The sequence below is a fragment of the Marinobacter nauticus ATCC 49840 genome, from assembly GCF_000284615.1.
GTDB lineage: Bacteria > Pseudomonadota > Gammaproteobacteria > Pseudomonadales > Oleiphilaceae > Marinobacter > Marinobacter nauticus.
The window spans coordinates 2,123,317-2,146,107 of record NC_017067.1; the positions used below are offsets into that span (position 1 = coordinate 2,123,317).

At 55.7% G+C, this 22,791-nt stretch carries 23 protein-coding genes and 1 tRNA gene; 10 read left to right on the forward strand and 14 right to left on the reverse strand.

Annotated elements, in window-relative coordinates; genetic code table 11:
* Positions 1-85 precede the first annotated feature (85 nt).
* From MARHY_RS09890 to MARHY_RS09925, 8 genes are all read right to left on the reverse strand, one after another.
* The gene (locus tag MARHY_RS09890) at positions 86-622 is read right to left on the reverse strand and encodes a tripartite tricarboxylate transporter TctB family protein (RefSeq protein ID WP_014421685.1); all 537 of its coding nucleotides are present in this window, start codon (positions 620-622) and stop codon (positions 86-88) included.
* 80 nt (positions 623-702) lie between these two features.
* A complete protein-coding gene (locus tag MARHY_RS09895; protein ID WP_014421686.1) occupies positions 703-1,695 on the reverse strand; it encodes a Bug family tripartite tricarboxylate transporter substrate binding protein in 993 nt (330 codons plus the stop codon).
* A 271-nt stretch (positions 1,696-1,966) separates the two neighbouring features.
* The gene (locus MARHY_RS09900) at positions 1,967-2,722 is read right to left on the reverse strand and encodes an IclR family transcriptional regulator domain-containing protein (protein WP_023008243.1); all 756 of its coding nucleotides are present in this window, start codon (positions 2,720-2,722) and stop codon (positions 1,967-1,969) included.
* A 187-nt stretch (positions 2,723-2,909) separates the two neighbouring features.
* Positions 2,910-5,009 (reverse strand): 3-hydroxyacyl-CoA dehydrogenase NAD-binding domain-containing protein, encoded by a 2,100-nt coding sequence (locus tag MARHY_RS09905; RefSeq protein ID WP_014421688.1) that lies wholly within the window; start codon positions 5,007-5,009, stop codon positions 2,910-2,912.
* Between the two features lie 82 nt (positions 5,010-5,091).
* On the reverse strand, positions 5,092-6,315 hold the full coding sequence (locus MARHY_RS09910) for a CaiB/BaiF CoA transferase family protein (RefSeq protein ID WP_041655529.1): 1,224 nt from the start codon (positions 6,313-6,315) through the stop codon (positions 5,092-5,094).
* A gap of 14 nt (positions 6,316-6,329) precedes the next feature.
* Entirely contained in the window at positions 6,330-7,490 is a 1,161-nt protein-coding gene (locus MARHY_RS09915) for an acyl-CoA dehydrogenase family protein (protein ID WP_014421690.1), read from the reverse strand.
* Between the two features lie 39 nt (positions 7,491-7,529).
* Positions 7,530-8,876, reverse strand: a complete 1,347-nt coding sequence (locus tag MARHY_RS09920) for a hypothetical protein (RefSeq protein ID WP_014421691.1) — start codon at positions 8,874-8,876, stop codon at positions 7,530-7,532.
* Positions 8,877-8,903: 27 nt separating this feature from the next.
* Positions 8,904-9,341 (reverse strand): PaaI family thioesterase, encoded by a 438-nt coding sequence (locus MARHY_RS09925; RefSeq protein WP_014421692.1) that lies wholly within the window; start codon positions 9,339-9,341, stop codon positions 8,904-8,906.
* 144 nt (positions 9,342-9,485) lie between these two features.
* Between MARHY_RS09925 and MARHY_RS09930 the strand changes: the two genes are divergently transcribed.
* Together MARHY_RS09930 and MARHY_RS09935 are read left to right on the forward strand one after the other, a co-directional pair.
* Positions 9,486-10,487 carry a LysR family transcriptional regulator gene (locus MARHY_RS09930; RefSeq protein ID WP_014421693.1) on the forward strand — a complete coding sequence of 334 codons (1,002 nt, stop codon included), beginning with the start codon at positions 9,486-9,488 and terminating at the stop codon, positions 10,485-10,487.
* A 168-nt stretch (positions 10,488-10,655) separates the two neighbouring features.
* Positions 10,656-11,795: a DcaP family trimeric outer membrane transporter gene (locus MARHY_RS09935; RefSeq protein WP_041654759.1), complete on the forward strand. Its 1,140-nt coding sequence runs from the start codon at positions 10,656-10,658 to the stop codon at positions 11,793-11,795.
* 111 nt (positions 11,796-11,906) lie between these two features.
* Here the strand turns inward: MARHY_RS09935 and MARHY_RS09940 are convergent.
* Positions 11,907-11,997, reverse strand: a tRNA-Ser gene (locus tag MARHY_RS09940).
* Between the two features lie 202 nt (positions 11,998-12,199).
* Between MARHY_RS09940 and MARHY_RS09945 the strand changes: the two genes are divergently transcribed.
* Positions 12,200-12,730: an isochorismatase family protein gene (locus MARHY_RS09945; protein ID WP_014421696.1), complete on the forward strand. Its 531-nt coding sequence runs from the start codon at positions 12,200-12,202 to the stop codon at positions 12,728-12,730.
* A 21-nt stretch (positions 12,731-12,751) separates the two neighbouring features.
* Positions 12,752-13,420 carry a cupin domain-containing protein gene (locus tag MARHY_RS09950; protein ID WP_014421697.1) on the forward strand — a complete coding sequence of 223 codons (669 nt, stop codon included), beginning with the start codon at positions 12,752-12,754 and terminating at the stop codon, positions 13,418-13,420.
* Positions 13,421-13,477: 57 nt separating this feature from the next.
* Here MARHY_RS09950 and MARHY_RS09955 read toward each other — a convergent pair whose 3' ends face one another.
* From MARHY_RS09955 to MARHY_RS09970, 4 genes are all read right to left on the reverse strand, one after another.
* The gene (locus tag MARHY_RS09955; protein WP_014421698.1) at positions 13,478-13,843 is read right to left on the reverse strand and encodes a DUF7352 domain-containing protein; all 366 of its coding nucleotides are present in this window, start codon (positions 13,841-13,843) and stop codon (positions 13,478-13,480) included.
* 120 nt (positions 13,844-13,963) lie between these two features.
* A complete protein-coding gene (locus tag MARHY_RS09960) occupies positions 13,964-14,863 on the reverse strand; it encodes a LysR family transcriptional regulator (protein ID WP_014421700.1) in 900 nt (299 codons plus the stop codon).
* Positions 14,864-14,897: 34 nt separating this feature from the next.
* Complete coding sequence (locus MARHY_RS09965; RefSeq protein ID WP_014421701.1) at positions 14,898-15,725, reverse strand: CheR family methyltransferase; 828 nt, start codon at positions 15,723-15,725, stop codon at positions 14,898-14,900.
* A gap of 35 nt (positions 15,726-15,760) precedes the next feature.
* A complete protein-coding gene (locus tag MARHY_RS09970; RefSeq protein WP_011784684.1) occupies positions 15,761-16,690 on the reverse strand; it encodes a chemotaxis protein CheV in 930 nt (309 codons plus the stop codon).
* A 185-nt stretch (positions 16,691-16,875) separates the two neighbouring features.
* Between MARHY_RS09970 and flgA the strand changes: the two genes are divergently transcribed.
* The 3 genes from flgA (at position 16,876) to MARHY_RS09985 (ending at position 18,515) form a co-directional block, all read left to right on the forward strand.
* Positions 16,876-17,583 carry a flagellar basal body P-ring formation chaperone FlgA gene (gene flgA / locus MARHY_RS09975; RefSeq protein ID WP_014421702.1) on the forward strand — a complete coding sequence of 236 codons (708 nt, stop codon included), beginning with the start codon at positions 16,876-16,878 and terminating at the stop codon, positions 17,581-17,583.
* Positions 17,584-17,710: 127 nt separating this feature from the next.
* On the forward strand, positions 17,711-18,037 hold the full coding sequence (flgM, locus tag MARHY_RS09980) for a flagellar biosynthesis anti-sigma factor FlgM (RefSeq protein ID WP_011784682.1): 327 nt from the start codon (positions 17,711-17,713) through the stop codon (positions 18,035-18,037).
* A gap of 7 nt (positions 18,038-18,044) precedes the next feature.
* Entirely contained in the window at positions 18,045-18,515 is a 471-nt protein-coding gene (locus MARHY_RS09985; protein WP_014421703.1) for a flagella synthesis protein FlgN, read from the forward strand.
* A gap of 71 nt (positions 18,516-18,586) precedes the next feature.
* On the opposite strand, the gene MARHY_RS09990 is transcribed toward MARHY_RS09985, so the two are convergent.
* Positions 18,587-19,330 (reverse strand): cyclic di-GMP-binding domain-containing protein, MshE-related, encoded by a 744-nt coding sequence (locus MARHY_RS09990; RefSeq protein ID WP_014421704.1) that lies wholly within the window; start codon positions 19,328-19,330, stop codon positions 18,587-18,589.
* 204 nt (positions 19,331-19,534) lie between these two features.
* On the opposite strand from MARHY_RS09990, the gene MARHY_RS09995 reads away from it, so the two are divergent.
* From MARHY_RS09995 to MARHY_RS10005, 3 genes are all read left to right on the forward strand, one after another.
* Positions 19,535-20,143 carry a peptidylprolyl isomerase gene (locus MARHY_RS09995; protein WP_014421705.1) on the forward strand — a complete coding sequence of 203 codons (609 nt, stop codon included), beginning with the start codon at positions 19,535-19,537 and terminating at the stop codon, positions 20,141-20,143.
* Between the two features lie 5 nt (positions 20,144-20,148).
* Positions 20,149-22,044: a bifunctional tRNA (5-methylaminomethyl-2-thiouridine)(34)-methyltransferase MnmC2/FAD-dependent 5-carboxymethylaminomethyl-2-thiouridine(34) oxidoreductase MnmC1 gene (gene mnmC, locus MARHY_RS10000; protein ID WP_014421706.1), complete on the forward strand. Its 1,896-nt coding sequence runs from the start codon at positions 20,149-20,151 to the stop codon at positions 22,042-22,044.
* 90 nt (positions 22,045-22,134) lie between these two features.
* On the forward strand, positions 22,135-22,779 hold the full coding sequence (locus MARHY_RS10005; protein WP_014421707.1) for a CBS domain-containing protein: 645 nt from the start codon (positions 22,135-22,137) through the stop codon (positions 22,777-22,779).
* The last annotated feature ends 12 nt before the right edge of the window (positions 22,780-22,791 follow it).

Genomic DNA, 22,791 nt, shown 5'->3' on the forward strand with positions numbered 1-22,791 from the left:
GCTATTAACCTAAAACGTTCTGTCTGACCTCAGACAAATAGCTTTATGCTGACACCGGATGGTCAAATCACCCGGCGAACAGCCCTTAAAATTGAAGGAGAGCTTCCCAGAGCGTTCCTACGGGCAGGGGCACATTCAGGACGTGAATAAAGAGAAGCGAGACAACAACAGGAAACAGCACTGCCAATACATAGATCCAGGCGCTTTTCAGACCGCTGGCCATGAAAAGCAGAACACTTGCGAATATTCCGCTTCCGATGGCCCCAAATTGTTCGAAGAAAACCGCGTAAATAGCGCCGGCCGCCAGCATCAAAACCTGACGAAGAACGGGCACACCCTGCCGCAGTTCATCGGCCTCCTCACGCTTTGGCGGGTACAACAAACCGTTAACCATCAGGACAAACGCCAGAATCAAAACCAGCCAGCCCGCCAATTGCGGCAAAAACCGGGGGGACAGCAATGGATGCTGCATATAGGGTGGCAAGTTGATGTAATTCGGAATTACATAAAACAGAAAAACCAGCGACACCACGAAAAACAGCCCACCCAGTAACGAGTTGGGATTCAACCGACCGTATTCGTCGTTAGCAGTGTGGGTGGATTGATCGTCTGACAGTTCCATGATGACCTCTGCAGTTCAGCCTCAAAGAAAAAGGCGGGACGACCAAATGGCACTGTCCCGCCCGATACGGCAATTCTTTTTTAACGTTTCAGGTTCGCCTGTTCAGCGACTTCGGACCACTTAGCAAGCTCGCTCTTTACCATCGCGCGGAAGTCTTCTCCGACCTCTTCACCCGCTACCGCTCCAAACTGAGGCAGGAAGTTCTGGAAGTCATCACCAGACATAATCTTCTCCAGCGCCAACTCCAACTTTTCAAGGCCGGACTCGGGGAAGGATTTGTGAGCAATCAGACCGAACCAGGCAGACGTTTCGTAATCCTCAAGACCATACCCGGCGCCAGCCTGCTGCATGGTGGGAACTCCCGGTAGAAACTCAGACTCCTGTGGTGTGGTAACCGCCAGGGCTTTGAGTTTTCCAGACTGAATATGCGGATAAACGGTCGGCATATTCTCAAACGCAACGTCAACATCACCCGCCAGCAGGGCGGGCAGCGCTTCACCGGAACCTCGGAAAGGCACATGAACCAGTTGCGTCTTCGTCAGGTTCTTGAACAGCTCACCAGACATGTGAATAGAGCTTCCAATGCCCGGAGAGCTGAAAGAAAGCTGCTGTTCCCGCGCGGCTTCAACAAATTCCGCAACGGTGTTGTACGGACTACTCGCAGGGACAACCATCACATTCGGAATATTGATTACGTTGCGAATGAACGCAAAGTCAGCAACTGGATCGTATCGCAGATTCGGATAGAGAGACGCGCCGATGGTGTGCCCCGGGGATGCCATTAGAAGCATATGGTCGGAACCGCGCCCACCACGAGCCAACTGGCCGGTAGCAACCGTCGAGCCAGCACCAGGACGGTTCTCAACCACCACCGTGCTCAACTCACGCTGAAGCAGGTCTGCCACTTTTCTCGAAAGCAGGTCCGTCGTACCACCAGCAGAGTAAGGTACGACCAATCGAATGTTATCGTCAGGCCACTCTTCGGCCTGAGCCAGACCACCACAAGCCAGAGATACAGCAGTTACCGCGCCGAGCACACTACGTTTCAGACGAAGCCCAAATAATTCGATCATTTTTGTGATTATCCTCGTTGGTCATTTCGTTGTTCGCATATCGAACTTATGTTCGAATAATGTTCGCGGGAGTAATCTCACATATTCATCACAGGCGTGCAAGAATTTTTTATGTGCAAGTCAGTAATAACCACCGACGGCAGGTTCGGGAAACCTGAAGAAGCAACAGCTCAGGCGAGGATATGACGAGGGCCAGATCAGGCCCTCGCGGTGATAACCAGAAACAGGAGCGGTAGCAGAGGTGTGTCAGAATGGCCCAAAAGCCACTCTATCAGGGCAGAACTTCAGTGATTTTTCGAGATGCGCTTTGCATGATTGGCACATACTCGTCGATGATTCGGTCAATTGAGACCGTGCTGACGTGGCTGCTGGAGTTAAGCGCAAACCGTGCCCTGCCCCTTCGATCAAAAACCGGAACAGCTAATGCTCGCATGCCGAGTTCCAGTTCCTGATCAACAACGGCGTAGCCGTTCATCCGAATCTTCTCGAGTTCGGCGCGAAGCTCATCAGGGCCTTTCGTATAGGCTGTCAGTTTTTCGAAACGGGTATCCCGAATCACCTGGTCAAGTTCCTGGGCCGGCAGCGAGGCAAGCAGTACCCGGCCTCCAGAGGTCGCATAGGCTGGCAGACGCGCACCAATCTGCAAATTAATGGGAATGAGTCCCCGGCGTGGAATCCGCGCAACGTAAACAATATCTACGCCATCAAGTACCAGTGCAGAACAGGACTCACCCAACTGGTAGGAGACCTCTTCCATGAAAGGCGTGATCGTTTCCGAAAAATCCAGCGAAGCAAGAAAGGAATAGCCCAACTCCAGAACCTTGGCGGTCAGCCTGAACTTCTTGTCGTCCTGGGTGACATAACCAAGTTTCTGTAACGTGAGCAAAAATCGGCGAGCGGCGGCCCGGGACAGATTGTTCTTTTCTGCCACGGCAGACAGCGACATTGACGGGGTGTCCGTGTCGAAAGAACGAATAACCTCCAGACCGCGTGCAAAGGTCGTCAGGAACTCTTTGTCTACAGACACACTACCCTCGCTATCGCGACCCACCGAATCCATCCCTTTGAATAGTACAAGCACCAACCGATCGTTCGATAATCGGTCACAATCAGGTGCGGGATGATGCCAGCCCCAATAGGGCTATGCAAGCGGCTCTAGCAGGAACAGCGGGACAACATCATCATCCCGCTTTCGTGTCTGTCGTCTACATGTCTCAGGTTCTGCTGGCCATCCATTCCTCCAGGGTCTGACCTTGCTCCACCAGACGTTTTAAAAAAGGCGCAGGCTTCCAATAGAGCTCTCCCGAGCTTGCGGCCAATGCCTCAAGGCGATCAAAGACCGAGCCCAATCCTCTTTGGCTGGCATAGAACATCGGGCCACCGCGATATGATGGGAAGCCGTAGCCATGAACATAGACCAGATCGATGTCCCCCGGACGCTGAGCAATGCCTTCCTCAAGGATTCGAAAGCCCTCATTAACCAGAGACAGAATATGTCGATCCTGGATTTCCTCTTTGGTAAACAGGCGTTGCGACACACCATATCGTGAAGCCTCACGCTTGATTACTTCCGACACTTGCGGATCCGAATACCTTGCCCGTGTGTCCGGATCGTAGCGATAGTATCCCGCGCCGGTCTTCTGTCCCAGGCGACCGGATTCGACCAGCGCATCAGCAATACAGTAGGTACGAGGATCACCTTTTTGCTCGCTGGTCAGAGCCTGCCGCGCCTTGTAGCCGATATCCAGCCCCGCCAGATCGCCGACTGCGAGCGGCCCCATTGCCATCCCGAAATCCGTCAGGGCTCCGTCAATCTGTTCCGGCGTAGCCCCCTCAATCATGCACAACTGAGCCTCTTTGGCGTATTGCCTCAGCATCCGGTTGCCAATGAATCCGTAACACACACGTGACAACACTGGCACCTTGCGGAGTCGTTTACCCAGAGCCATCGCGGTCGCAATAACATCATCCGCGGTTTGTTCTGCCCTGACCACCTCCAGCAGTTTCATTATGTTTGCCGGACTGAAGAAATGAAGACCCACCACATCTCCAGGCCGCGAAGTCGCAGACGCAATCTCATTGACGTCGAGGTAGGAAGTATTGGTCGCCAGAATGGTCCCGGGGCGACAGACCTCATCCAGTCGCTGGAACACCTGCTTCTTCACATCCATGCTTTCGAAAACGGCCTCTATCACCAGGTCGACCTTGGCAAGGTCCTCATAATTTATGCTTCCGGTGATGAGCGCCTTCCGGGATGCCGCTTCGCTGGTTGACAGTTTTCCTCGACTGACCGAGCGCCCATAGTTCTCGGAAATCAGAGTCAGCCCCCGATCAAGCCCTTCCTGATTGAGTTCCAGGAGCATCACCGGAATACCAGCATTGGCGAAGGCCATGGCAATGCCGCCCCCCATTGTGCCCGCACCAATGATACCTACTCGGGATATGTCACGGGCGTGGGCCTCCGGGTCCAGATCAGGTACTTTCAGTGCCTTACGCTCTGCAAAAAACAAATGCCTTAGCGCCGCTGACTGGTCGGACTGGGTGCATTCCACAAACTGCGAACGCTCAAAGGCAAGCCCCTCATCAAACGGCCGGTTAAGAGCAATTTCGACGCAGTCGACAATACGTTGAGGCGCTTCCTGTCCTCGCTTCCTTTTAGCCAGTTGGTTTCGGTAAGCGTCCAGGGTCTGTTGGTCTCCGCTATCCACGGGTATCTGCATATCACGAATTCTGCGGACGCCCAGGCCGCCAGCCAGGCAATCGCGGGCATAGTTCAGCGCGCCTTCTCTCAAGTCGCCCTCAAGAACCCGGTCAATCAGCCCCAGCTCCCGCGCCTGTTCGGCTGGCACTTTTTCGCCACTGGTCATCAGGTCAAGTGCTGCCTTTATACCTATCAAGCGTGGAACACGCTGCGTACCGCCCGCCCCGGGTAACAATCCAAGGGTAACCTCCGGTAAACCGACAAACGCTGAGGGCAATGCACAGCGGTAGTGGCAACTCAGCGTAAGCTCAAACCCACCACCGAGCGCTGTACCGTGGATCGCGGCAATCACCGGCTTGTTTGACGCCTCAATCGCCGCATTCACCTTCGGCAACGACGGCTCCTGAATGGGCTTGCCAAATTCACTGATGTCCGCGCCCGCCACAAAGGTACGCCCCTCACAAAGAATGAGGATTGCCCTGGAATCATCAGCCTGAGCCTGATTGACCGCCTCGAGAATACCGCTGCGGACACCGTGGGACAGTGCATTAACCGGGGGGTTACTGATAGTAATAACACCCAGTTCATCGATACGTTCGTATTTCACCAACATGAAATTGTGTCTCCTCGGAAAAAGAGCCGGCACCCGAATCAAAGCGCAGGAACCGGCTCTGGAGAAAACCGGACCACTGGCATCAAAGAATGCCGCTGGATCGGAGTTTCTGAATATCTTCGGCGTTTTTTCCCAATACCCGGGCAAGCACCGCATCTGTGTCCTCGCCGAGCAGCGGAGGCGCTTTACGATAGTTCTGGGGCGTTTTGGAGAACTTTATCGGGTTGGCAATGCCTGGCACCTTGCCCACAACCGGATGCTCCAGCTCAAGCTTCATCTCCCTGGCCAGGACCTGTGGGTCCTCGAAGACTTCAGCAATGTTCTGGATTGGCCCACAAGGCACGTGGACGTTTACCAGCGAATCCATCCACTCCCGGCTCGTTCGTGTACGGGTGATTTCACACAACTTGCCAACCAGCTCCGGCCGGTGAAGCACCCGCTGAGGATTGCTTGAGAAACGTTCATCCTCCGCCAGCTCAGGGCGCCCCATGGCCTGACACAAGCGCTGGAACTGACCATCATTCCCAACGGCAATAATGACCTGACCATCTTTCGTCGGAAACGGTTGATAAGGGGCCAGATTAGGGTGGTATTCGCCCGTGCGCCCGGGAACATCCCCACTGCAGAAATAGTTCAATGCCTGATTCGCAAGCCAACTGACCTGCACATCCAGCAATGCCATATCAATGTGCTGGCCCTCACCGGTTTTCGTTCGATGGTGCAAGGCAGACAGGATGGCGATGACCGCATTCATCCCCGTAGTCAGGTCGGCTACAGCCATGCCCACGCGCTGAGGTCCGGCCCCGGGTTGGCCATCGGCCGCACCGGTAATGCTCATGAGCCCGGATTGTGCCTGAATCAGGTAGTCGTACCCTGCGTAACTTGCCATAGGTCCGGTATGACCAAAGCCGGTGACAGAGCAATAGATAAGGCCCGGATTCGTCTCACAAAGGGATTCGTAGCCCAGCCCCTTTCTGGCAAGCCCGCCAGTCTTGAAGTTTTCAACCAACACATCGCATTCAGCCGCCAGCTCCCGGATCAGCTTCTGACCTTCGGGCTGTCCCAGATCAACGGTTACCGAATGCTTGCCGCGATTGGCCGACAAATAGTAAGCCGACTGTCTGGTTGGATTACCCTCTTTGTCTTTCAACCAGGGAGGGCCCCAGTGCCGGGTATCGTCGCCCAACCCCGGGCGCTCAATCTTGATGACCTCCGCGCCAAGATCCGCAAGGATCTGAGTACACCAGGGACCCGCCATCACGCGTGACAGATCGAGAACGCGAATACCTGCTAAAGGACCGGACATAGCTGACTCGCGACTCATAGTGAACCCGTCGCGTTGCGAAGCATCTGCTTGGCAATCACCAACTGCTGTATCTGGGAGGTTCCCTCATACAGGCGGAACAACCGGACATCGCGATAGAAACGCTCAACGCAATACTCGCTGATGTAGCCCGCACCACCGTGAATCTGTACGGCGCGGTCCGCAACGCGGCCAACCATTTCCGTACAGAACAGCTTGCAGCTTGCAGCGTTCATAGACACAGGTTGCCCCGCGTCATAGGAACGTGCGGTTTCTTCAACCATGCATTTGCCCGCGTAATATTCGGTCTGGCTATCCGCAAGCATGGCCTGGACAAGCTGGAAGTTCGCGATTTCGGTACCAAATTGCTTGCGCTGTGATGAATAGGCGAGACTCTCATCAATCAGGCGTTTGGCGGTACCAACACTCAGTGCACTGATGTGCAGACGCCCACGATCAAGTACCTTCATGGCGGTCTTGAACCCCTGCCCTTCGACACCGCCGATCAGGGCTGAGGCTGGCACCCGCACGTTGTCAAACATCACATCGCAGGTATGGGCTCCCTTCTGCCCCATTTTCTTATCGGGTTTGCCCAGGCTGATGCCCGGAAGATCCGCGTCCACCAGGAACGCTGAGACACCTCGCCCGCCGTCCTCTTTACGGCCCGTCCGGGCCATCACAGTGAACACACCCGCACGGGGTGCGTTGGTAATGTAGCGTTTGGCGCCATTGATGATGTAGTCGTCGCCTTCCCGCCGCGCCGAAGTCATCACGGACCCTGCGTCGGAACCAGCGTCTGCTTCAGTCAGGGCGAAGGAACCGATCAATTCACCCGTCGCAAGCTTCGGCAGGTAGCGGGCTTTTTGCTCCGCCGTTCCATCAATAATGATGCCTTGAGAACCAATACCCACGTTGGTACCAAACATGGAACGAAAGACCGGCGAGGTATAGCCCATCTCCTGAATAATGGCCGCCTCTTCCGCCATGTTTAGTCCCAGCCCGCCGAACTCCTCCGGAATGGAGAGGCCAAAGAGTCCCAACTCCTTCAGCTCGTCAATGACATCATCGGGAATCCGGTCTTCTTCCGCGACCTGCATCTCCAGTGGAACCAATCGATCCCGGACATAGCGACGCACACTGTCGACAAACTGATTCAGGGTTTCTTGATCTAGTGCCATTCCGGCCTCCCATGTTCCTAACAACGTATGAAAACCGCGCTATCGAAGCGCACTGTAAACGAGAGCTGCGCATAGACAGCCGCTTAGCCCGAGAAATAGTAACGAGTACCGCAGGTTCCATCCGTACGCGGCGCGACGAGCACCGTATGCGGTGAACCGCTCCAACAGAAGCGCATTGGCGGAATAAGGTGTACCCGCGATGGTGATGCCCCAACCGGTCACCATCGCCAAGCCAAGTCCGACAATCGCATCAAAAGGCCAGATTGGCCCCAGAATTCCGCCAACGACCGTGGCCGACACGATTGGATTTACCCCTACGGTGCCGCCGAGATAAAAAAGCCAGGGAACACATAGCGCAATCAGGGGGTAGGCCGCGCCGGGCAGGAAGACGTCGTTCCCCAGAGAGTTCATGGCGGTTGCCACCAATGCCCCCCCAAGGAACGACGCGCCTCCCATGATGGCCAGCTCATTTGAAACATTGGCCATCGAAGGCAGTGCGTCGCCCGGCTGCAGTACTCGTTGGGTGATCAGAATCACGACCGCAACAGCAAGACAACTGACCGTGACCGCCTGCGAATACCGGTATCCAAACCAGGCGTTCAACACGAAAGAAGAACCCGAAATCAGAAGGGCGAGCCCCAAAAACCGGAGCCAGGATCCGACAACCTTTGCCTGCGGTTCCGGCCTGTCTTGTGGCGAAAAAGACTCAGGTTCATCCGAGATTTCTTTCTCCCGAAAACAGGCGCCGACGGTGAGGTAAAGCAATGCAAAAGGCACACTCCACGCCAATAGATCCCAGCTCTCGAGGCCGGGAAGAAGCGTAACCGTCATGACCACGGCCACGGACAATGGGGAGCCCATGGGCGAGGCTCCGAACCCTCGAATAACGGCGCGGGCGGCGTTCCGGGTTGCCATCGACTCTCCCCCGTTGCGAATCCGGCTACCAATCATTGGCGCTACCAGGCCGATAGAACCAAAGTTTAAGGGAACAGAAAGCGTGCTTGTCCCGATACTCAGCCCCAGATAGCGGACCAGCGACTGCCCCCGGAAAAGGCTTCGTGATATCACCTCAAGATCCCGGGATTTACCAAGCACGGAGGACAAAAACATAACCGAGAGGACCAGCCCGGTAATGGCGGCCATCCCGTCGAAGGCACTGCTCAGAACCTGGCCATTGTAGAGTCCGGCCAAAAGCAGAACACAGACAACCAACGACGCAATCACCCGCGCAATCGGGCGTAAGGTTTGCCACCCCAGCGCTATGACCAGGATCGCGAGACCCGCAGTTAACTGGCTATGTCCGGGAAGGAATACCGCCGCCGCTGACGCCAGAGCGGTATACCCGAGTACAGAGCGCAGTGAGGCGAACAACGGAACCTCAACCACAGTTCCTGTCCTTTGGTTGCCTCGATTTCATTGTGCCGGAACACCCTGTGGGTGTTCGCCTCCGAGGATGTAACGAAAGGATCCCTGGGCGGTTGCAATCAAAACGCCATCGCAGGTTACCGACGCTTCAACAAAGAAGATTTTTCTACCGCGACTTAGCTGGCGGGCGGAGGCGACCATAACGCCACTCTGGACGGGCGCCATGAACTGCGTATTCAGGGAAATCGTACTGCAACGACGAATATGGCCGTCGATTTCGCAATATGTCCCGGCCAACCCCGCGGCACAGTCAAGAAGTGAGCTGACAACGCCTCCGTGCACGTAACCATTCCGATTCATATGCTGACTGGAGACGGGTGCTTCGATGACCGCGCTGCCCTGACGCCACTCCACAAGAGAAAAGCCAAGGACGTCTCTGAAACCACTCAGTCCTTCGTTCTCTGTTTGTCGATTCACGTCGCTCATGATGCCTGGGCCTCGCCGGAACTCATTCTATGGGCAGCACCTTAACATCGGCCAATGAATACCACTATTATATGCTTTTTATATGATCTATCTAATTCGGTTATACTTCCGGAAGCCACTCATTACGACCTTCAAGGGCAAGCCATGGCGCTTCAGATAAAGATCGATTTTCGACAGCTGAACACGTTTCTCACCATTGCCAATACCGGCAGTTTCAGCCGGGCGTCTGAAAAGCTTTTCATTGCTCAGCCAGCCCTGAGCCGCCAGATACGCCTGATGGAAGAAGCACTGAACGTCCAGGTTTTTGTGCGACACGGTCGCGGCGTTGTCCTGACGCCTGCCGGGGAACTTCTATATCAGAAAGCTCAAGCCATTCTTCAGGATCTTGAGCGAACCCAGGCCTCCGTCTCGGCCATCGCCGGCGAGGTGACTGGTCAGGTGGTTCTCGGCATTCTTCCAACGGCAGCTTATAGCTTCTCCGGAGGCATCATTGAGGCGTTCCGCCAGTCTTATCCGCAGGTTTCGCTGGCTGTAAAATCAGCAATGAGTGGCACCTTGCAGCAACTTGTTGCCCAGCACCGGGTCGACCTTGCAATTACGTACAGCTACGGCAAGCAGAAACACCTCCACTACACACCGCTTATGGAGGAACGGTTCTACCTGATTGCCAACCCCACAAGCCCCCTGTCCGGTCGCGACAGTGTGTCGCTGAGCGAAGTGCTGGATTTGCCTCTTATCATGCCGGAGGAAAAGCACGGTCTTCGGGAACTCATGGAGCGCGAGGCGATGAAGCTTCAGCAAAAGCTGAGCCTGGCGATGGAGGTTAACGCCTGGCCGCTGATGACAGACCTTGTAAGGCGTGGCCTCGGGTACACTGTTCTGTCCTATGCCTCCGTCCACGAAATGCTGGAGCGCGACGAGGTTATCGCAATTCCAATTACCAACCCGACACTCTTCCGCTCGCTGTCAATCGTCACTCCCAGAGATCTGCCTCCGACTCTTGCCACGCTAAAACTCGCCGAAACGATCATGAAACAGGTGACGCTGCAGGTGAAGCAGGGAATATGGAAAGGTCGCGCGCTGTTTGACGAGAACAGCCTTGATGGGCTGAACGCACCAAGCCACTTCGGGGTTGCCGAGGAATAGACTCGAGGCCATACAATCTGGATATATTATTTATTCAAATTAGATAATTGTGCGAACAGTTTGTCATTGATAGCTTGCCGGCCCAGGTGAGACTGGGCCACCAGGATGCCCTTTCCTGACCCAGCCCCCCTGAAAAACAGCAAAAACAACACAGAAAAGGCATAAGCGATGACAAAGAACAAGCTCTCCGTCTCGATCACAGTACTGTCCGGGGCATTAATGATGGGCATGGCCAACCCCGCCTCTTCGATTGAATTCAAGACTGAAGACGCCACCGTCGACATCTACGGTTATGCGCGCCTGAATGCGTCGTATGACATTGATGAAGACATCAGCAAAAACACCGGAACTCGTTCTGGTGACTTCAGCCAGGTCAACACCGGTGCTGCCGAAGACAGCGAAGCCAGTGGCTATTTTGGCGCTGACGCCGTTCAGTCCCGCCTGGGCATCACCACGAAGCTCACCAGTGGCCTGAAGATTAACCTTGAAGGCGATTTCCGCGGTGGCGCCAGCGGCGGTCAGCTGCGTCTCCGTCACGCCTACGGTCAGTACAAAAACTGGACTCTCGGGCGCACCTGGTCTAACTACAACAGCTTTGTGGGCAACACATCAGTCCTGGAGATGGACGGGGTCGCAGGCAATGCCGGACTCTATAACCGGACCGCACAGGTTCGCTATACCACCGGCGGTTTTTCCGTTGCTTTAGAAGACCCGAAGTCCAAGATTCTGGACGAATCCTCTAAAAACGGCCTGCCAACACTGACCACGCGTTACGAATCCGGTGCCGGAGCACTGAAGTATTCCACTGCCGCCCTCATCCAGGAAGTCGGCTATGATGATGGAGATACAGACGATTCGGCGCTCGGCTTCGCGGTCTTCGGTGCGGCCAGATATCAGTTGACCGACGATCTGAGTATTCAGGGCAACCTTAACTACACTGAAGGGGCCAACGGCTACCTGTGGCGCTCTGGCACCAACTACTACGGTGAGGATGCCTACCTGAATGGGGACTCCGTTGAGACCATTGCAGGATACGGGGCGAACCTGGGCGCAACGTTCAAAGTCGGACCCGGGGCGCTAAGCGTGGTCTATGGCCTGACGTCAATGGATTGGGATGACGCCAAGGAAGACGGGCTGAATGTGGCAGATAAGCACGAGCGCAACACCAACGCTTTCATCACCTATAAGTGGAGTCCATTGAAGAGCGTAACACTGGGTGCGGAGTACGGACGCTATGAAGTCAAGAAGGTAAACGGTGACGAAGGTGACGCCAATCGTCTGATGTTCGCGGCCCAGTATAATTTCTGAGCAGCTGTCACTTAATCCACCCGATAAGACACGATAGCCCCGACTCGCCAGGGCTATCGTCTTGCCATTCAGGCAACAAAAAACCCCAGCATTTCTGCTGGGGTTTTGTATTGGCGGAGAGGGAGGGATTCGAACCCTCGATACGCTATTAACGTATACACACTTTCCAGGCGTGCGCCTTCAGCCACTCGGCCACCTCTCCAATAAACTGTTTCAAATCAGCGATGTCGTCGCTCATTTGAGGGCGCAAACTTTAATGGTTTTGACGGCGTTTGGCAACTCCATGTTTTGAATTCATCAAAAATTTTTTCAGAACGACCTTACGACGGCCTCGGGCATAACAAACCCCGGGTCCATGGCGTATCCTTTCAGGAAACCCGCTCAACACGTTCCGGAGAATGACCATGCTGATGAAAGCCGACCAATCCACCCTGTTGCTCATTGACGTCCAGGAACGGCTGATGCCCGCCATCAGCGAGAGCGACGCGGTTGCTGAGCGTTGCATTACACTGGCAACCATTGCGGGACTGCTTGGCGTACCTGCAATTGCAACTGAGCAGATACCTGAAAAACTTGGGCCGAATCTGGAAGGCGTTAAGGAGCTGTGCAACAAAACTCTGGAGAAAACCCATTTCGACGCCTGCCCGGACGGACTCATCGACGAATTGCCCGAAGGCCGGCAACACATTGTCATCGGGGGCTGCGAAACCCACGTATGTATGCTGCAGACCGCCCTGAGCCTCCTGGATGCAGGCTATAAGGTGTGGGTGGTGGCAGACGCCACCGGATCCCGTAGCGAACTTGACCGGGACGTTGCCCTGGATCGACTGCACCAGAGCGGCGCCCGCATTGTTACCACGGAAATGGTGGCCTTCGAGTGGATGGTTCACTGCAAGCATCCACACTTCCGGGACATTCAGGCCCTGATAAAGTGAATGACAGAAGGTAGATACACTATGCTCAACATGGACTTTTCCCGGCGCGTTGTTATTCGCACCCACGAACAGCACTGGGTGCCCAGCCCCGCCGCTGGCGTTGAGCGCAAACCACTGGCCCGAGAGGAAGCGGAGCGGGGCCACGCCACCAGCGTTGTACGCTATAAGCCCGGTTCCTCCTTCTCTACCCACGAACACCCTCTGGGCGAAGAAATTCTGGTGCTTGAAGGCGTTTTTTCCGACGAGACCGGCCACTATCCGGCCGGCACCTACATCCGGAACCCTCCGGGCAGCAGTCACGCACCGTTCAGTGAAGAGGGCTGCACCCTGCTGGTCAAACTCCATCAGTTCGACCCGAGAGATACCGCGACGGTCAGAATCGATACCAATGCCAGCCACTGGCTACCCGGCATTGGCGGCTTACAGGTTATGCCTTTGCACGAATTCGAACATGAACACGTTGCCCTGGTGAAGTGGCCGCCAAACGAAACCTTTCAGCCGCATCGTCACTTTGGTGGAGAAGAGATCTTTGTGCTGTCGGGCGAATTCTGTGATGAACACGGCCGGTATCCCGCAGGAAGCTGGATTCGCAGCCCGCATATGAGCGAACATCATCCGTTTGTTGAACAGGAGACGGTCATCTGGGTAAAAACCGGCCACTTACCGGTAAACCACTCCCCTGAAACGTAAAAAGGGCCCCAGATGGGGCCCAAGAGCGCGTGCAACGCTGCTTGCTAGCGATCATATTCAGGACGCGTAACGCCCTTGCCACCCAGCGCCACCCAGCATTTCATCGCCGGCCCGCTCGTGGCCATTACCAGTGAGGTGTAATTCACCTGCCGGCACCGCGAAGACGTGATAGGCCTCAGGGCCGAACGGGTCAAGCGCGGTATCAATGTACTGGAACCGATCGGGAACCGGCTCACCCGACATTGCCACCCGGAACTGCCGTTCCACAGTAGGCGTGGTTACATTCAAAGGCTGCTGTACCCAAAGGAAGACCGCTTTGTGCGGCACCAGATACTCGCAGCGCACCACTTCATAACCCTCTCTCAAGGTCAGGGTGGTAGGCTCTTTACCAGGCTCAAGTCTGAACTTGTGAATCGTTTTCATAGCTGCGCTCCTCTGGATACTGCGGAATACGATTCCATAATGGAGCAGTGCAGGCTTCGATAAAATAAGTTTTATTAAGCATAAACCATCGTATTTTTCGATGCTTTAACAGCGAAAAGCCTAGCGCTCAAAGATCCCCTGACGAGCCTCGCAAATTGCCCTTACCCCCTCATGGGCGAGCTTTCGGCTTCGGGAGACCGCAAACAGCTGATCCGTCACCTCATCGAGCGAAGCAATCAGAGCCACCTGATACTGACGGCACACTTCATCCTGAATCATCGTAGGCGCCGCGAACACACCAAGTCCCTCCCGACCAAACACCTTGATAAGGGCGCTGTCATCGACTCGGGCAACCAGGTTCATTCGGACATTATTGAGATTGAACCAGTGCATCAGTTTCTCGAAATACGGCGCATCGGTAGCGTTCGCCAGTAACGGCTGGTGATTGAGCGAGTGAGGAAAGCCGGTCTTGAGTTGCTCCGCCAGTTCGGGTGCAGCAAACAGGCTGATGGTAGACCGGGATAATGGATGAACCGCAAAACGCTCAGGAGATTCTGCCTGGGGCATTCTATCGGTCAGTACCACGTCCAGCTCCTTCCGCTTGAGGCTGAGAAGAAGGTCTTCCGTCCGGCCGGTCCGGCATTCCAGTTGCACGGGCCGGTTCAGCTTCATCGCCGGATGAAGGAGGTAATAGGCGATCAGTTTGTGGATAGACGCCGATATGCCCGCAGACAAGGAAAGCGGCCGATGTTCAGGCCCCGCCCTCAGGGTTTCAGACAACTGACCGGTCAGCTCGAAGATCTCATCGGCATAACTGCGAACCATATGGCCGAGTTCTGTGAGTACCAGTTGCCGGCGCTCGCGGCTGAATAACCGGCCGCCCACCGCGCCTTCAAAGGTCGCAAGCTGGCCACTGAGGGTCTGGGGTGCCAGGTCGAGTACCTCGCTCGCCCGGGCAATAGAGCCTTCGCGACTGATTACCCAGAAATAATAGAGATGTCGGAGGTTCAGATTCTCCACATCGGTCCCCTACTCCGCATTGAACAGTTCCGGGCTATTTTTTGCGATAGATGATGCCAGGGTGACACTGGACCATTTCGTAGAGATTGGGAAGCCCGTTCAAAGACTCAGAAGCACCAAGAATCAGATAGCCTCCGGGGTTCAGAGCACCATGCAGCCGGGTAAGAATGTCCTTTTTCAGTTCCGCTGAGAAATAGATCAGCACATTCCGGCACATGATGATGTCGAACTTGCCAAGCATGTATCGATCCAGCAGGTTCAATTCCTTGAATTCCACCATGGATTTGATTTGCGGTCGAATCTGCCAACCACCGTTGGCCGAGGGGGTAAAAAAGTGCTTTTGACGCTCCGGGGACAGCCCGCGGCCAATGGCGATCATTTCATACTCGCCTCTGCGGGCAACCTCCAGCACGCTTTTGGAAATGTCCGTTGCCGTGACTTTTACATCCCGCAGCTTACCCGGCCGGGAGCGGCGGAATTCGTCAATCACCATGGCTACGGAGTATGGCTCCTGGCCAGTAGAACAGGCAGAAGACCAGATTCTTAACGGCTGGAGTGAACTGCGCTCGGCAAACTCTGGCAAGAGCTTTTCCTGCAGAATCCGGAACGGATGGTTGTCCCTGAACCAAAGTGTCTCGTTGGTCGTCATCGCGTCGATGACCACCTCGCGCAAGCCTGCCCTTCCAGGCCTCTTTAATCGTTCCAGAAGCTCTCCAAGGGAATTCAGGCTATTTTCTTCGAGAATGCGCCGAAGCCTGCTCTTTACAAGATACTGTTTGTTATCACCCAGCAGGATGCCGCACGCATCCTGCAGGAACTTTTTAAAGGCTTCGTATTCCTGGGGCGTTATGTCCGCTTTCATTGGATCTCTTCGTGGGTGAAACCATCAGCCGAGCATCAGTGCTGATCAATAATTTCCATTACTCGCTCGGCCAGCTCATCCGGGCTGAATTTCGCCATGAAATCGTCTGCGCCCACCTTCTGCACCATCGCCCGGTTGAAGACACCGCTCAGCGAGGTGTGCAGCATTACGTACATATCTTTCAGAGCCGGATCTTCTTTGATTCTGGTAACCAGGGTGTAGCCGTCCATTTCCGGCATCTCAACGTCAGAGATAATCAGAGACAGGTGATCATTTGCGCGCGATCCATCCTGAGTTATCTCTTTGAGATAGTGCAGTGCTTGCTTGCCATCGTTTTTGGTAACCACTTCCATTCCTATAGCGGTCAGGCAACGCTCGATCTGCCGACGAGCCACCGAAGAGTCATCCACCACCAGCACAGGCAAGTGGCCCGGCACACGTTCGGCACTCCTGGCAACCAACTCCTCCGTAACATCTTCCCTGAGCGGAGAAACTTCTGCAAGAATCTTTTCTACATCTATGATTTCTACCAGCTTATCATCAATCTTCGTCACCGCAGTCAGGTAAACATCCTTTCCCGCACCCTTGGGTGGCGGAAGAATATCCTCCCAATTCATATTCATGATTCTCTCGACACCGGCCACGAGAAAACCCTGCGTCTTACGATTGTATTCCGTAATGATCACAAAGCTTGTGGCTAACTGCTCCTGCGGTATGCCCGCGAGCCCTATCGCCATGCTCAGATCAATAATGGGAATGGTCTCCCCCCGAACATGAGAAACGCCTCTCACCACCGTTTTACTGTTGGGAATCGAGGATAATTTCGGGCATTGCAGCACCTCTTTAATCTTGAAGACGTTGATACCGTAAAGCTGCTGCCCCCGGAGCCGAAAAAGTAATAATTCCAGCCTGTTCTTACCGACCAGTTGCGTTCGCTGATTAACGCTGTCGAGTACCCCTGTCATGATGCTTTACTCCTGGCGCGCCTTTACCGGCATCAATATTGCTTTGACCTTTGTAAGGTGTTTTCAGGCCTGTCCAAGACAAATCTTTGACGCCTGCAAACCTGTTAACGGTTAACGGCCCGAAAACCCGAATCCTTAGCGGATTTCGACAATACACACAGATACAGACAGCATAGGACAAACCGGTGCGTATGCGAATCATCTTTTTGGCTGCATTGTGTCTATCACTGAGCCCAATCACTCTGTCTTCAGAGAGAACCAGTGCTGAAGCCATCCGTGACGCTGCCCAGACGTTCCTGGCAGAGTGGTCCAGAACCCTTGCTGCCGATGGCTACACGAGCCGCTACGAAGTTGGCGCTATCGACAGCCGCATCGCCCTTGCTGCCTGCAACCAGGGGCTGAACGCCGAGTTTGCGGGCGATCCGCTACAGACCACCAGCCCGTCGGTCCTGGTTTCCTGCAGTGGTGAGCGACCCTGGAGAATGTACGTTACCACCAGCGTCGAGGTTCATGGCCCCGCCCTGATAGCAGCCCGTCCCCTGGCGCGCGGAGAGCGCCTGACGCCGGATCTGGTCACCGTAAATTCGGTGCAGATCAATGCCAGTCGTCGCGGCGTACTCACCCGCAAAGAGTCCGTTTCAGGCATGATGATGCGCCGCCCGGTGAACGCCGGCACGGTAATGACCCCGGATCTCCTTGAAGCTCCCAACGCGATTGAGCGGGGTGACCATGTTATTATCACCGCACGCTCAGGCTCATTTTCGGTATCATCTCGCGGTAAGGCGCTGGCGAGCGCGGGCGTTGGAGAACAGGTACTGGTGGAAAACCTCCGCTCGTCCCGGACAGTCAAAGCTCGTGCCGTCGGCCCCGGGCGGGTCGAAATTCCGATGTAAGGCGGCAAACAGCAAGAGCGGCAAATGTTTTCCGTTTTGTAACTAAAGTATGGCGCGGATTTGCCGTTAAGCAGATATAAACCCGAATACGCCACTTTCTTGTGGCCCCAGGCAAGCAGGTATTGATATGTCAGTTGACTTAAATGGAATTGGCCCCGGCCAGGTCAACACCACGCGCACCACGGCCGACAAAGCCTCAGGCAATCAAACGTCACAGGCGCCCACAGGCGAGCAAGCCAAGGCCCAGAGCCCCGCTGCCCGTGGCGAAAACGTGAACCTGAGCAATCAGGCGAAAAACCTGAAGCAACTTGAGCAGAAGCTGGGGGACTACCCCGAAATGGACGATGATCGCATCGAACAGATTCGTTCTGCTCTTGAGAACGGCACCTACAAGGTAGATGCCCAGAAACTGGCCCAGAAAATGCTTGAGATGGATAAAAGCATTTTCGGGTGAGTAAAGCATGACTGCACATGAACAGTTGAAAGCGATTCTTCAGGAAGATATCCGCCAGCTTGAGTCGCTGGCGGAAGTACTCCACCAGGAAAAATCCGTGCTCTCCTCTGCGGATATCCAACCCCTCCAGGAAATGACCAGCCGGAAAAACCAGATTCTTGAGGGCATACGCGAACGCGCCAAAAAGAAGATTCACCTGCTGGTGAATATGGGCTACAAGCCCAATGCCGGAGAGCCATCACGCTTCATTCGCGCCGCTGGTATGGATGAGCTGTACCAACTCTGGAAAGAAGCCGACACCCGTTTGCGCGAATGCCAGGCCGTGAATCAGAACAACGGCCGAATTCTTGGCCACCTGCAAAAGCGCCTGTCACGCCTTACCGACATCTTCCGAGGTGCTTCCGCCCAGCAGAAGCTCTATGGTGCCAAAGGCCAGCAGACCAACGTCTCAAGCACCAACATTCTGGCCAGCGCCTGATACGCCCATCGCTCACAGACAACGAAATGCCCGGAGATCTTCCGGGCATTTTTCGTTTCAGGGCAAGATTTTCAACGCGTATAGATGGTCATCTGGGAATCCGGGTGAAAGCGGATATCGCGAATGCTGACATTGCCCATGGGTGGAGTCTGGCCGCCCATCACGCGAATATTATCCATCCGGATTTCCTCGATACGCTCCGGAAATGCCAGCCTCAGGCCTCCGTCTTCCTGTAGCGAGTAGCGAGGCTCTGAGTCCCGGTAATGCACACCCGTAATTGTAAGGTCTGAATCCAGAAAACTGAGCACCGGCACGAATACATTTGCCGCCAGTCTGATCCCTTCCACCACATCGACATCGGGAGATTCTCCTGAGAGATCGTCCCGGGCGCTGGCGGGCATGGAAGACACGGCCTCCAGACGCTCCATCAGGCCAATACCGCTTTGTGCAGACACCCCTGACATTTCCTCTTCCGAGAGGGGGGTGAGTCCGCTCCGCTCGTAGAGTTCGCCCGCTCCGGCGCCTATCTGCGCTGCATTGGTGTTGCTGGACGCCAGTGACACCAGGGGCTGAAATGGCAAGGTGACCATGGTAACCAGCGCTGCTGCATTCCGGTAGCGCGACTGATGCTTGAGTACGCGGTGGAGCTCCCTCTCTGAGATCCAGCCGGCAGCGATTAACACCTCACCGAGGCGCTGCCCGGTCTCCCGTTGAGCCCTAAGCCCCTCCTCCAGCTGACCCTCAGACAGGTAGCCACGATTGATCAAAAGCCGGCCAAGCCGGGATTTCTCTTCAAAACCCTGACGGATTCTCACCAGATTCCTCCTGCAGTATCAGTGATCACCGTACAACCCGGCCCGGTATTCAACAGTCAAGTGAAGCGTAGCCCACAACCTCTGAGCGTGCTGTTCTGATTTACCCTTAATGGCGTAATGATCTGTTAAGATCTGCACAAACTACGTAATAACCGGATTATCTCAGTATTCTGGTCACCACCTGTAACAGAGAGCTGCCTTGAAATGACAAATCCCGTAAAACTCGTCCCGATTGTGATGTCTGTCCTGTTTGCCTTCGTTGCCACTCTGCTGTCCACCTCACCAGCCATGGCCCAGAACGAGGAACCGGCACTTCCTGAGGTCCGTTTTGTCACGACAGAGGGCTCTTTCGTGCTTCAGCTTCGGCCCGATGTTGCGCCCAAAACCGTGGAAAACTTTCTGGCTTACGTAAACAGCGGTTTTTACGATGGCACCATCTTTCACCGAGTGATTCCCGGCTTCATGGTTCAGGCCGGCGGATTCGATGAGAACCTGGGGCGTAAACAGACCCGAGCTCCCATCGTGAACGAAGCTACCAGCACTCTGCCCAATCTCCGAGGCACCATCGCCATGGCCCGAACCAATGCACCGGATTCTGCCACCAGCCAGTTTTTCATCAATGTGGCCAACAATGATTTCCTGAACGCCGGAGTTCGGGGCCCGGGCTATGCGGTTTTCGGAAAGGTGACCGAGGGCATGGGTGTGATTGATCGTATCGCAGGAGTCCAGACCGGCTACCAGCGCGGAATGGCCGATGTTCCCGTGAGCCCGGTCATTATCGAGTCCGCCGAAGAAATCACAAAAGACAACTGAGTTCCATGATCACCGACCTTCGTCCGCCGGCAATGGAACCGGCGGAGCTGATATGGCAAGACGGAGTGCCTGAATCAGCCCGCTTTGGCGACGTCTACTTCAGCAGAGATGACGGCCTGGCCGAGACCCGTTACGTGTTCATCGAAAGAAATGGACTACCCGGGCGCTTTGCCGAACTCGACAGGAACAGCCACTTTGTGATCGCCGAGACAGGGTTCGGCACCGGGCTCAACTTCCTGGCGACCTGGGCGGAGTGGCTGGCTCAACGGCCTGACGATCAAGACCACGCGATTCTTCACTTCATCTCGGTGGAGCGCTACCCCCTGGCTCTGGCTGATCTGGAAAAGGCCCTGGAGAGCTGGCCGGGGCTGCAGCCCCTGGCACGGGAGCTGATTGACAACTACCCACCACTGATCAAAGGAACGCACCGCCTGGTACTTGGCGGCGGCGCTATCAGGCTTACCCTCTGTTTTGGCGATGTACTGGACGCCTGGAACGAACTGGAATTCGTGGCCGACGCCTGGTTCCTTGATGGGTTTGCGCCGTCGCTGAACCCGGACATGTGGCTCGAAAAAGCCATTCATCAGATTCGGGCTCACAGCCAACCAGGCACCACCCTGGCCACCTTCACCTCGGTCGGCAGGGTTCGTCGTGCGCTGGCAGATGAAGGCTTCGAGATGGCGAAAGTTCCCGGCTTCGGGCGCAAGCGGGAAATGCTGACCGGCAGACTGCCAACCTCGGAAGAGGTCTCTGCCCCCACTGTCGGAACTGACCCCATCGTCATCATTGGTGCCGGGATCGCCGGTGCCGCTCTGGCCCGCAACCTGGCGGAACGGGGCGTTCCGGTGGTGCTTGCCGACCAGGCCAGTGGCCCCGGAGCAGGAGCTTCCGGTAACGACCAGGGGGCCCTGTACGTAAAACTCGGTGTCGAGTACAACGACCAGACAGAGCTCGCAGCCACCGCGCTTTGCTTCAGTCAGCGCTTCTACCAACGCTGGCAGGGCGAGTTCTGGCACCCAAGCGGGTTGCTGCAGCTTGCAGCCACAGACCAGGAGCAGGATCGCCAAAAGCGGTTTCTGGAACGCAGCAGCTACCCCGAAAACCTGCTGGGTGCCGTATCACCCACCGAAGCTAGTCGTATTGCCGGCATACCGGTCCAGCGCGAAGGGCTATGGTTTCCGGGTTCCGGGTGGCTACAACCGGCCCGAGCGTGCAAAACGCTGATTGAGCACCCACTCATCCACACGATTTTCGGGTTCAAGGCCGGTACGCTGAGGTGGGCAGACAACCACTGGGTCATTCAGGCCAGTGACGGAAGATCTCTCAGAGCCGCAAAGGTTGTGGTTGCTGCCGGCCATGAAAGCACTGCCCTCGCTCCAGTACCTGAGGGCCAGTCGCTGCGCCTCAAGCCCATTCGCGGACAGGTCACGCGCATACCCGCAGACGACTGCCAACTTCCAGACGTGGTCATTTGTGGCACCAAATACCTGAACCCCGCTTATGACGGCAGTGCCATAACCGGCGCCACATTTGATCTGCGCGACGATAACCCCGAACCAACGCCCAAGGGACATCAGGAAAACCTGGACCAACTTCGGGAACTGCTGCCCTCCGTAAACATCTCAGAACACATACAGGCAGAACATCTTCAGGGGCGCGTGGGATTTCGCTGTACCACACACGACTATCAGCCGGTGGCTGGTCCGTGCCCCGGTAACGATGAGACAGCCGGGCCCGGCGTGTATCTGCTCACCGGTTTTGGCAGCAAAGGCCTGGTATGGGCTCCCCTGCTGGCGGAATATCTGGCCGACCGGATCTGCCAGCAACCGGCCTGCCTGAATACCCGGCTCGCCCGTCGTGTGGAAACGGGACGCCTTTACCGGAACCAACTAACCGTATAGTAATAAACTCGAGCTATAGCGAACGGTCCGGCGGCCGATAAACCTTTATAAGGTGGCAGTAGAGGGGGAAATCCCCGGAGAGGTGGAACCATGTCCATTTTCGTCAGTGAACCCGGACGTCCGATCGGAACCCGGTTACCCGAGGCGTTCCGAAGTCGCCGGGTGGGCGATGTCACCGAGCTGTCGGAGTCTGCGTCCATTTCTGCCGAACACAGCGAGGCTACCGACGCCGAGTTCCAGCAGGCGGTGCACAGCGGCGGTGGTGGTAGCAGCTTCCGCGCACTTCAGGAGTATGGTGCCGCTGCTGCGGGCGAACGTCGGGAGGAAAGGGTTTACCTGCCAGTCGCCGACATCAGCTCGCCAGCGCAGTTTTCGGTTCCTGCTTCTGCCACCGTCGCAGAGGCGCTGGAGACCATGGAAGAACACGGCGTTCACCATCTGGTCGTGCTCTCGGATAACAATGTCGCAGGCCTGATCGACCTGCGCTGGCTTCTTTCGTGGATTCACGAGAACAGTTCGGAAGCTTTGAACCAAAGCCTGATTCACATCGAACTACCGGCTTTTCTGACTGCATCTCCCGAAACCGATGCCCATCAACTGGCACGCCTGATGCTCGCTCACCGGCTGAATGCGGCCCTGGTCATCAATGCTGCCGGACAACCCGCCGGCGTGGTCACCAGCACCGACTACCTGAAGCTCTATGCCAATGCGGGCCGACAGGAAGGGGCGGTCTGACCCACCCCGGAC

What these genes read in the sequence shown, in the direction of transcription:
- MARHY_RS09890 (WP_014421685.1), bottom strand. Translation starts at nt 622, where the DNA reads ATGGAACTGTCAGACGATCAATCCACCCACACTGCTAACGACGAATAC.
- MARHY_RS09895 (WP_014421686.1), bottom strand. Translation starts at nt 1,695, where the DNA reads ATGATCGAATTATTTGGGCTTCGTCTGAAACGTAGTGTGCTCGGCGCG.
- MARHY_RS09905 (WP_014421688.1), bottom strand. Translation starts at nt 5,009, where the DNA reads ATGTTGGTGAAATACGAACGTATCGATGAACTGGGTGTTATTACTATC.
- MARHY_RS09910 (WP_041655529.1), bottom strand. Translation starts at nt 6,315, where the DNA reads ATGTCCGGTCCTTTAGCAGGTATTCGCGTTCTCGATCTGTCACGCGTG.
- MARHY_RS09915 (WP_014421690.1), bottom strand. Translation starts at nt 7,490, where the DNA reads ATGGCACTAGATCAAGAAACCCTGAATCAGTTTGTCGACAGTGTGCGT.
- MARHY_RS09925 (WP_014421692.1), bottom strand. Translation starts at nt 9,341, where the DNA reads ATGAGCGACGTGAATCGACAAACAGAGAACGAAGGACTGAGTGGTTTC.
- MARHY_RS09930 (WP_014421693.1), top strand. Translation starts at nt 9,486, where the DNA reads ATGGCGCTTCAGATAAAGATCGATTTTCGACAGCTGAACACGTTTCTC.
- MARHY_RS09935 (WP_041654759.1), top strand. Translation starts at nt 10,656, where the DNA reads ATGACAAAGAACAAGCTCTCCGTCTCGATCACAGTACTGTCCGGGGCA.
- MARHY_RS09945 (WP_014421696.1), top strand. Translation starts at nt 12,200, where the DNA reads ATGCTGATGAAAGCCGACCAATCCACCCTGTTGCTCATTGACGTCCAG.
- MARHY_RS09950 (WP_014421697.1), top strand. Translation starts at nt 12,752, where the DNA reads ATGCTCAACATGGACTTTTCCCGGCGCGTTGTTATTCGCACCCACGAA.
- MARHY_RS09955 (WP_014421698.1), bottom strand. Translation starts at nt 13,843, where the DNA reads ATGAAAACGATTCACAAGTTCAGACTTGAGCCTGGTAAAGAGCCTACC.
- MARHY_RS09965 (WP_014421701.1), bottom strand. Translation starts at nt 15,725, where the DNA reads ATGAAAGCGGACATAACGCCCCAGGAATACGAAGCCTTTAAAAAGTTC.
- MARHY_RS09970 (WP_011784684.1), bottom strand. Translation starts at nt 16,690, where the DNA reads ATGACAGGGGTACTCGACAGCGTTAATCAGCGAACGCAACTGGTCGGT.
- flgM (WP_011784682.1), top strand. Translation starts at nt 17,711, where the DNA reads ATGTCAGTTGACTTAAATGGAATTGGCCCCGGCCAGGTCAACACCACG.
- MARHY_RS09985 (WP_014421703.1), top strand. Translation starts at nt 18,045, where the DNA reads ATGACTGCACATGAACAGTTGAAAGCGATTCTTCAGGAAGATATCCGC.
- MARHY_RS09995 (WP_014421705.1), top strand. Translation starts at nt 19,535, where the DNA reads ATGACAAATCCCGTAAAACTCGTCCCGATTGTGATGTCTGTCCTGTTT.
- mnmC (WP_014421706.1), top strand. Translation starts at nt 20,149, where the DNA reads ATGATCACCGACCTTCGTCCGCCGGCAATGGAACCGGCGGAGCTGATA.
- MARHY_RS10005 (WP_014421707.1), top strand. Translation starts at nt 22,135, where the DNA reads ATGTCCATTTTCGTCAGTGAACCCGGACGTCCGATCGGAACCCGGTTA.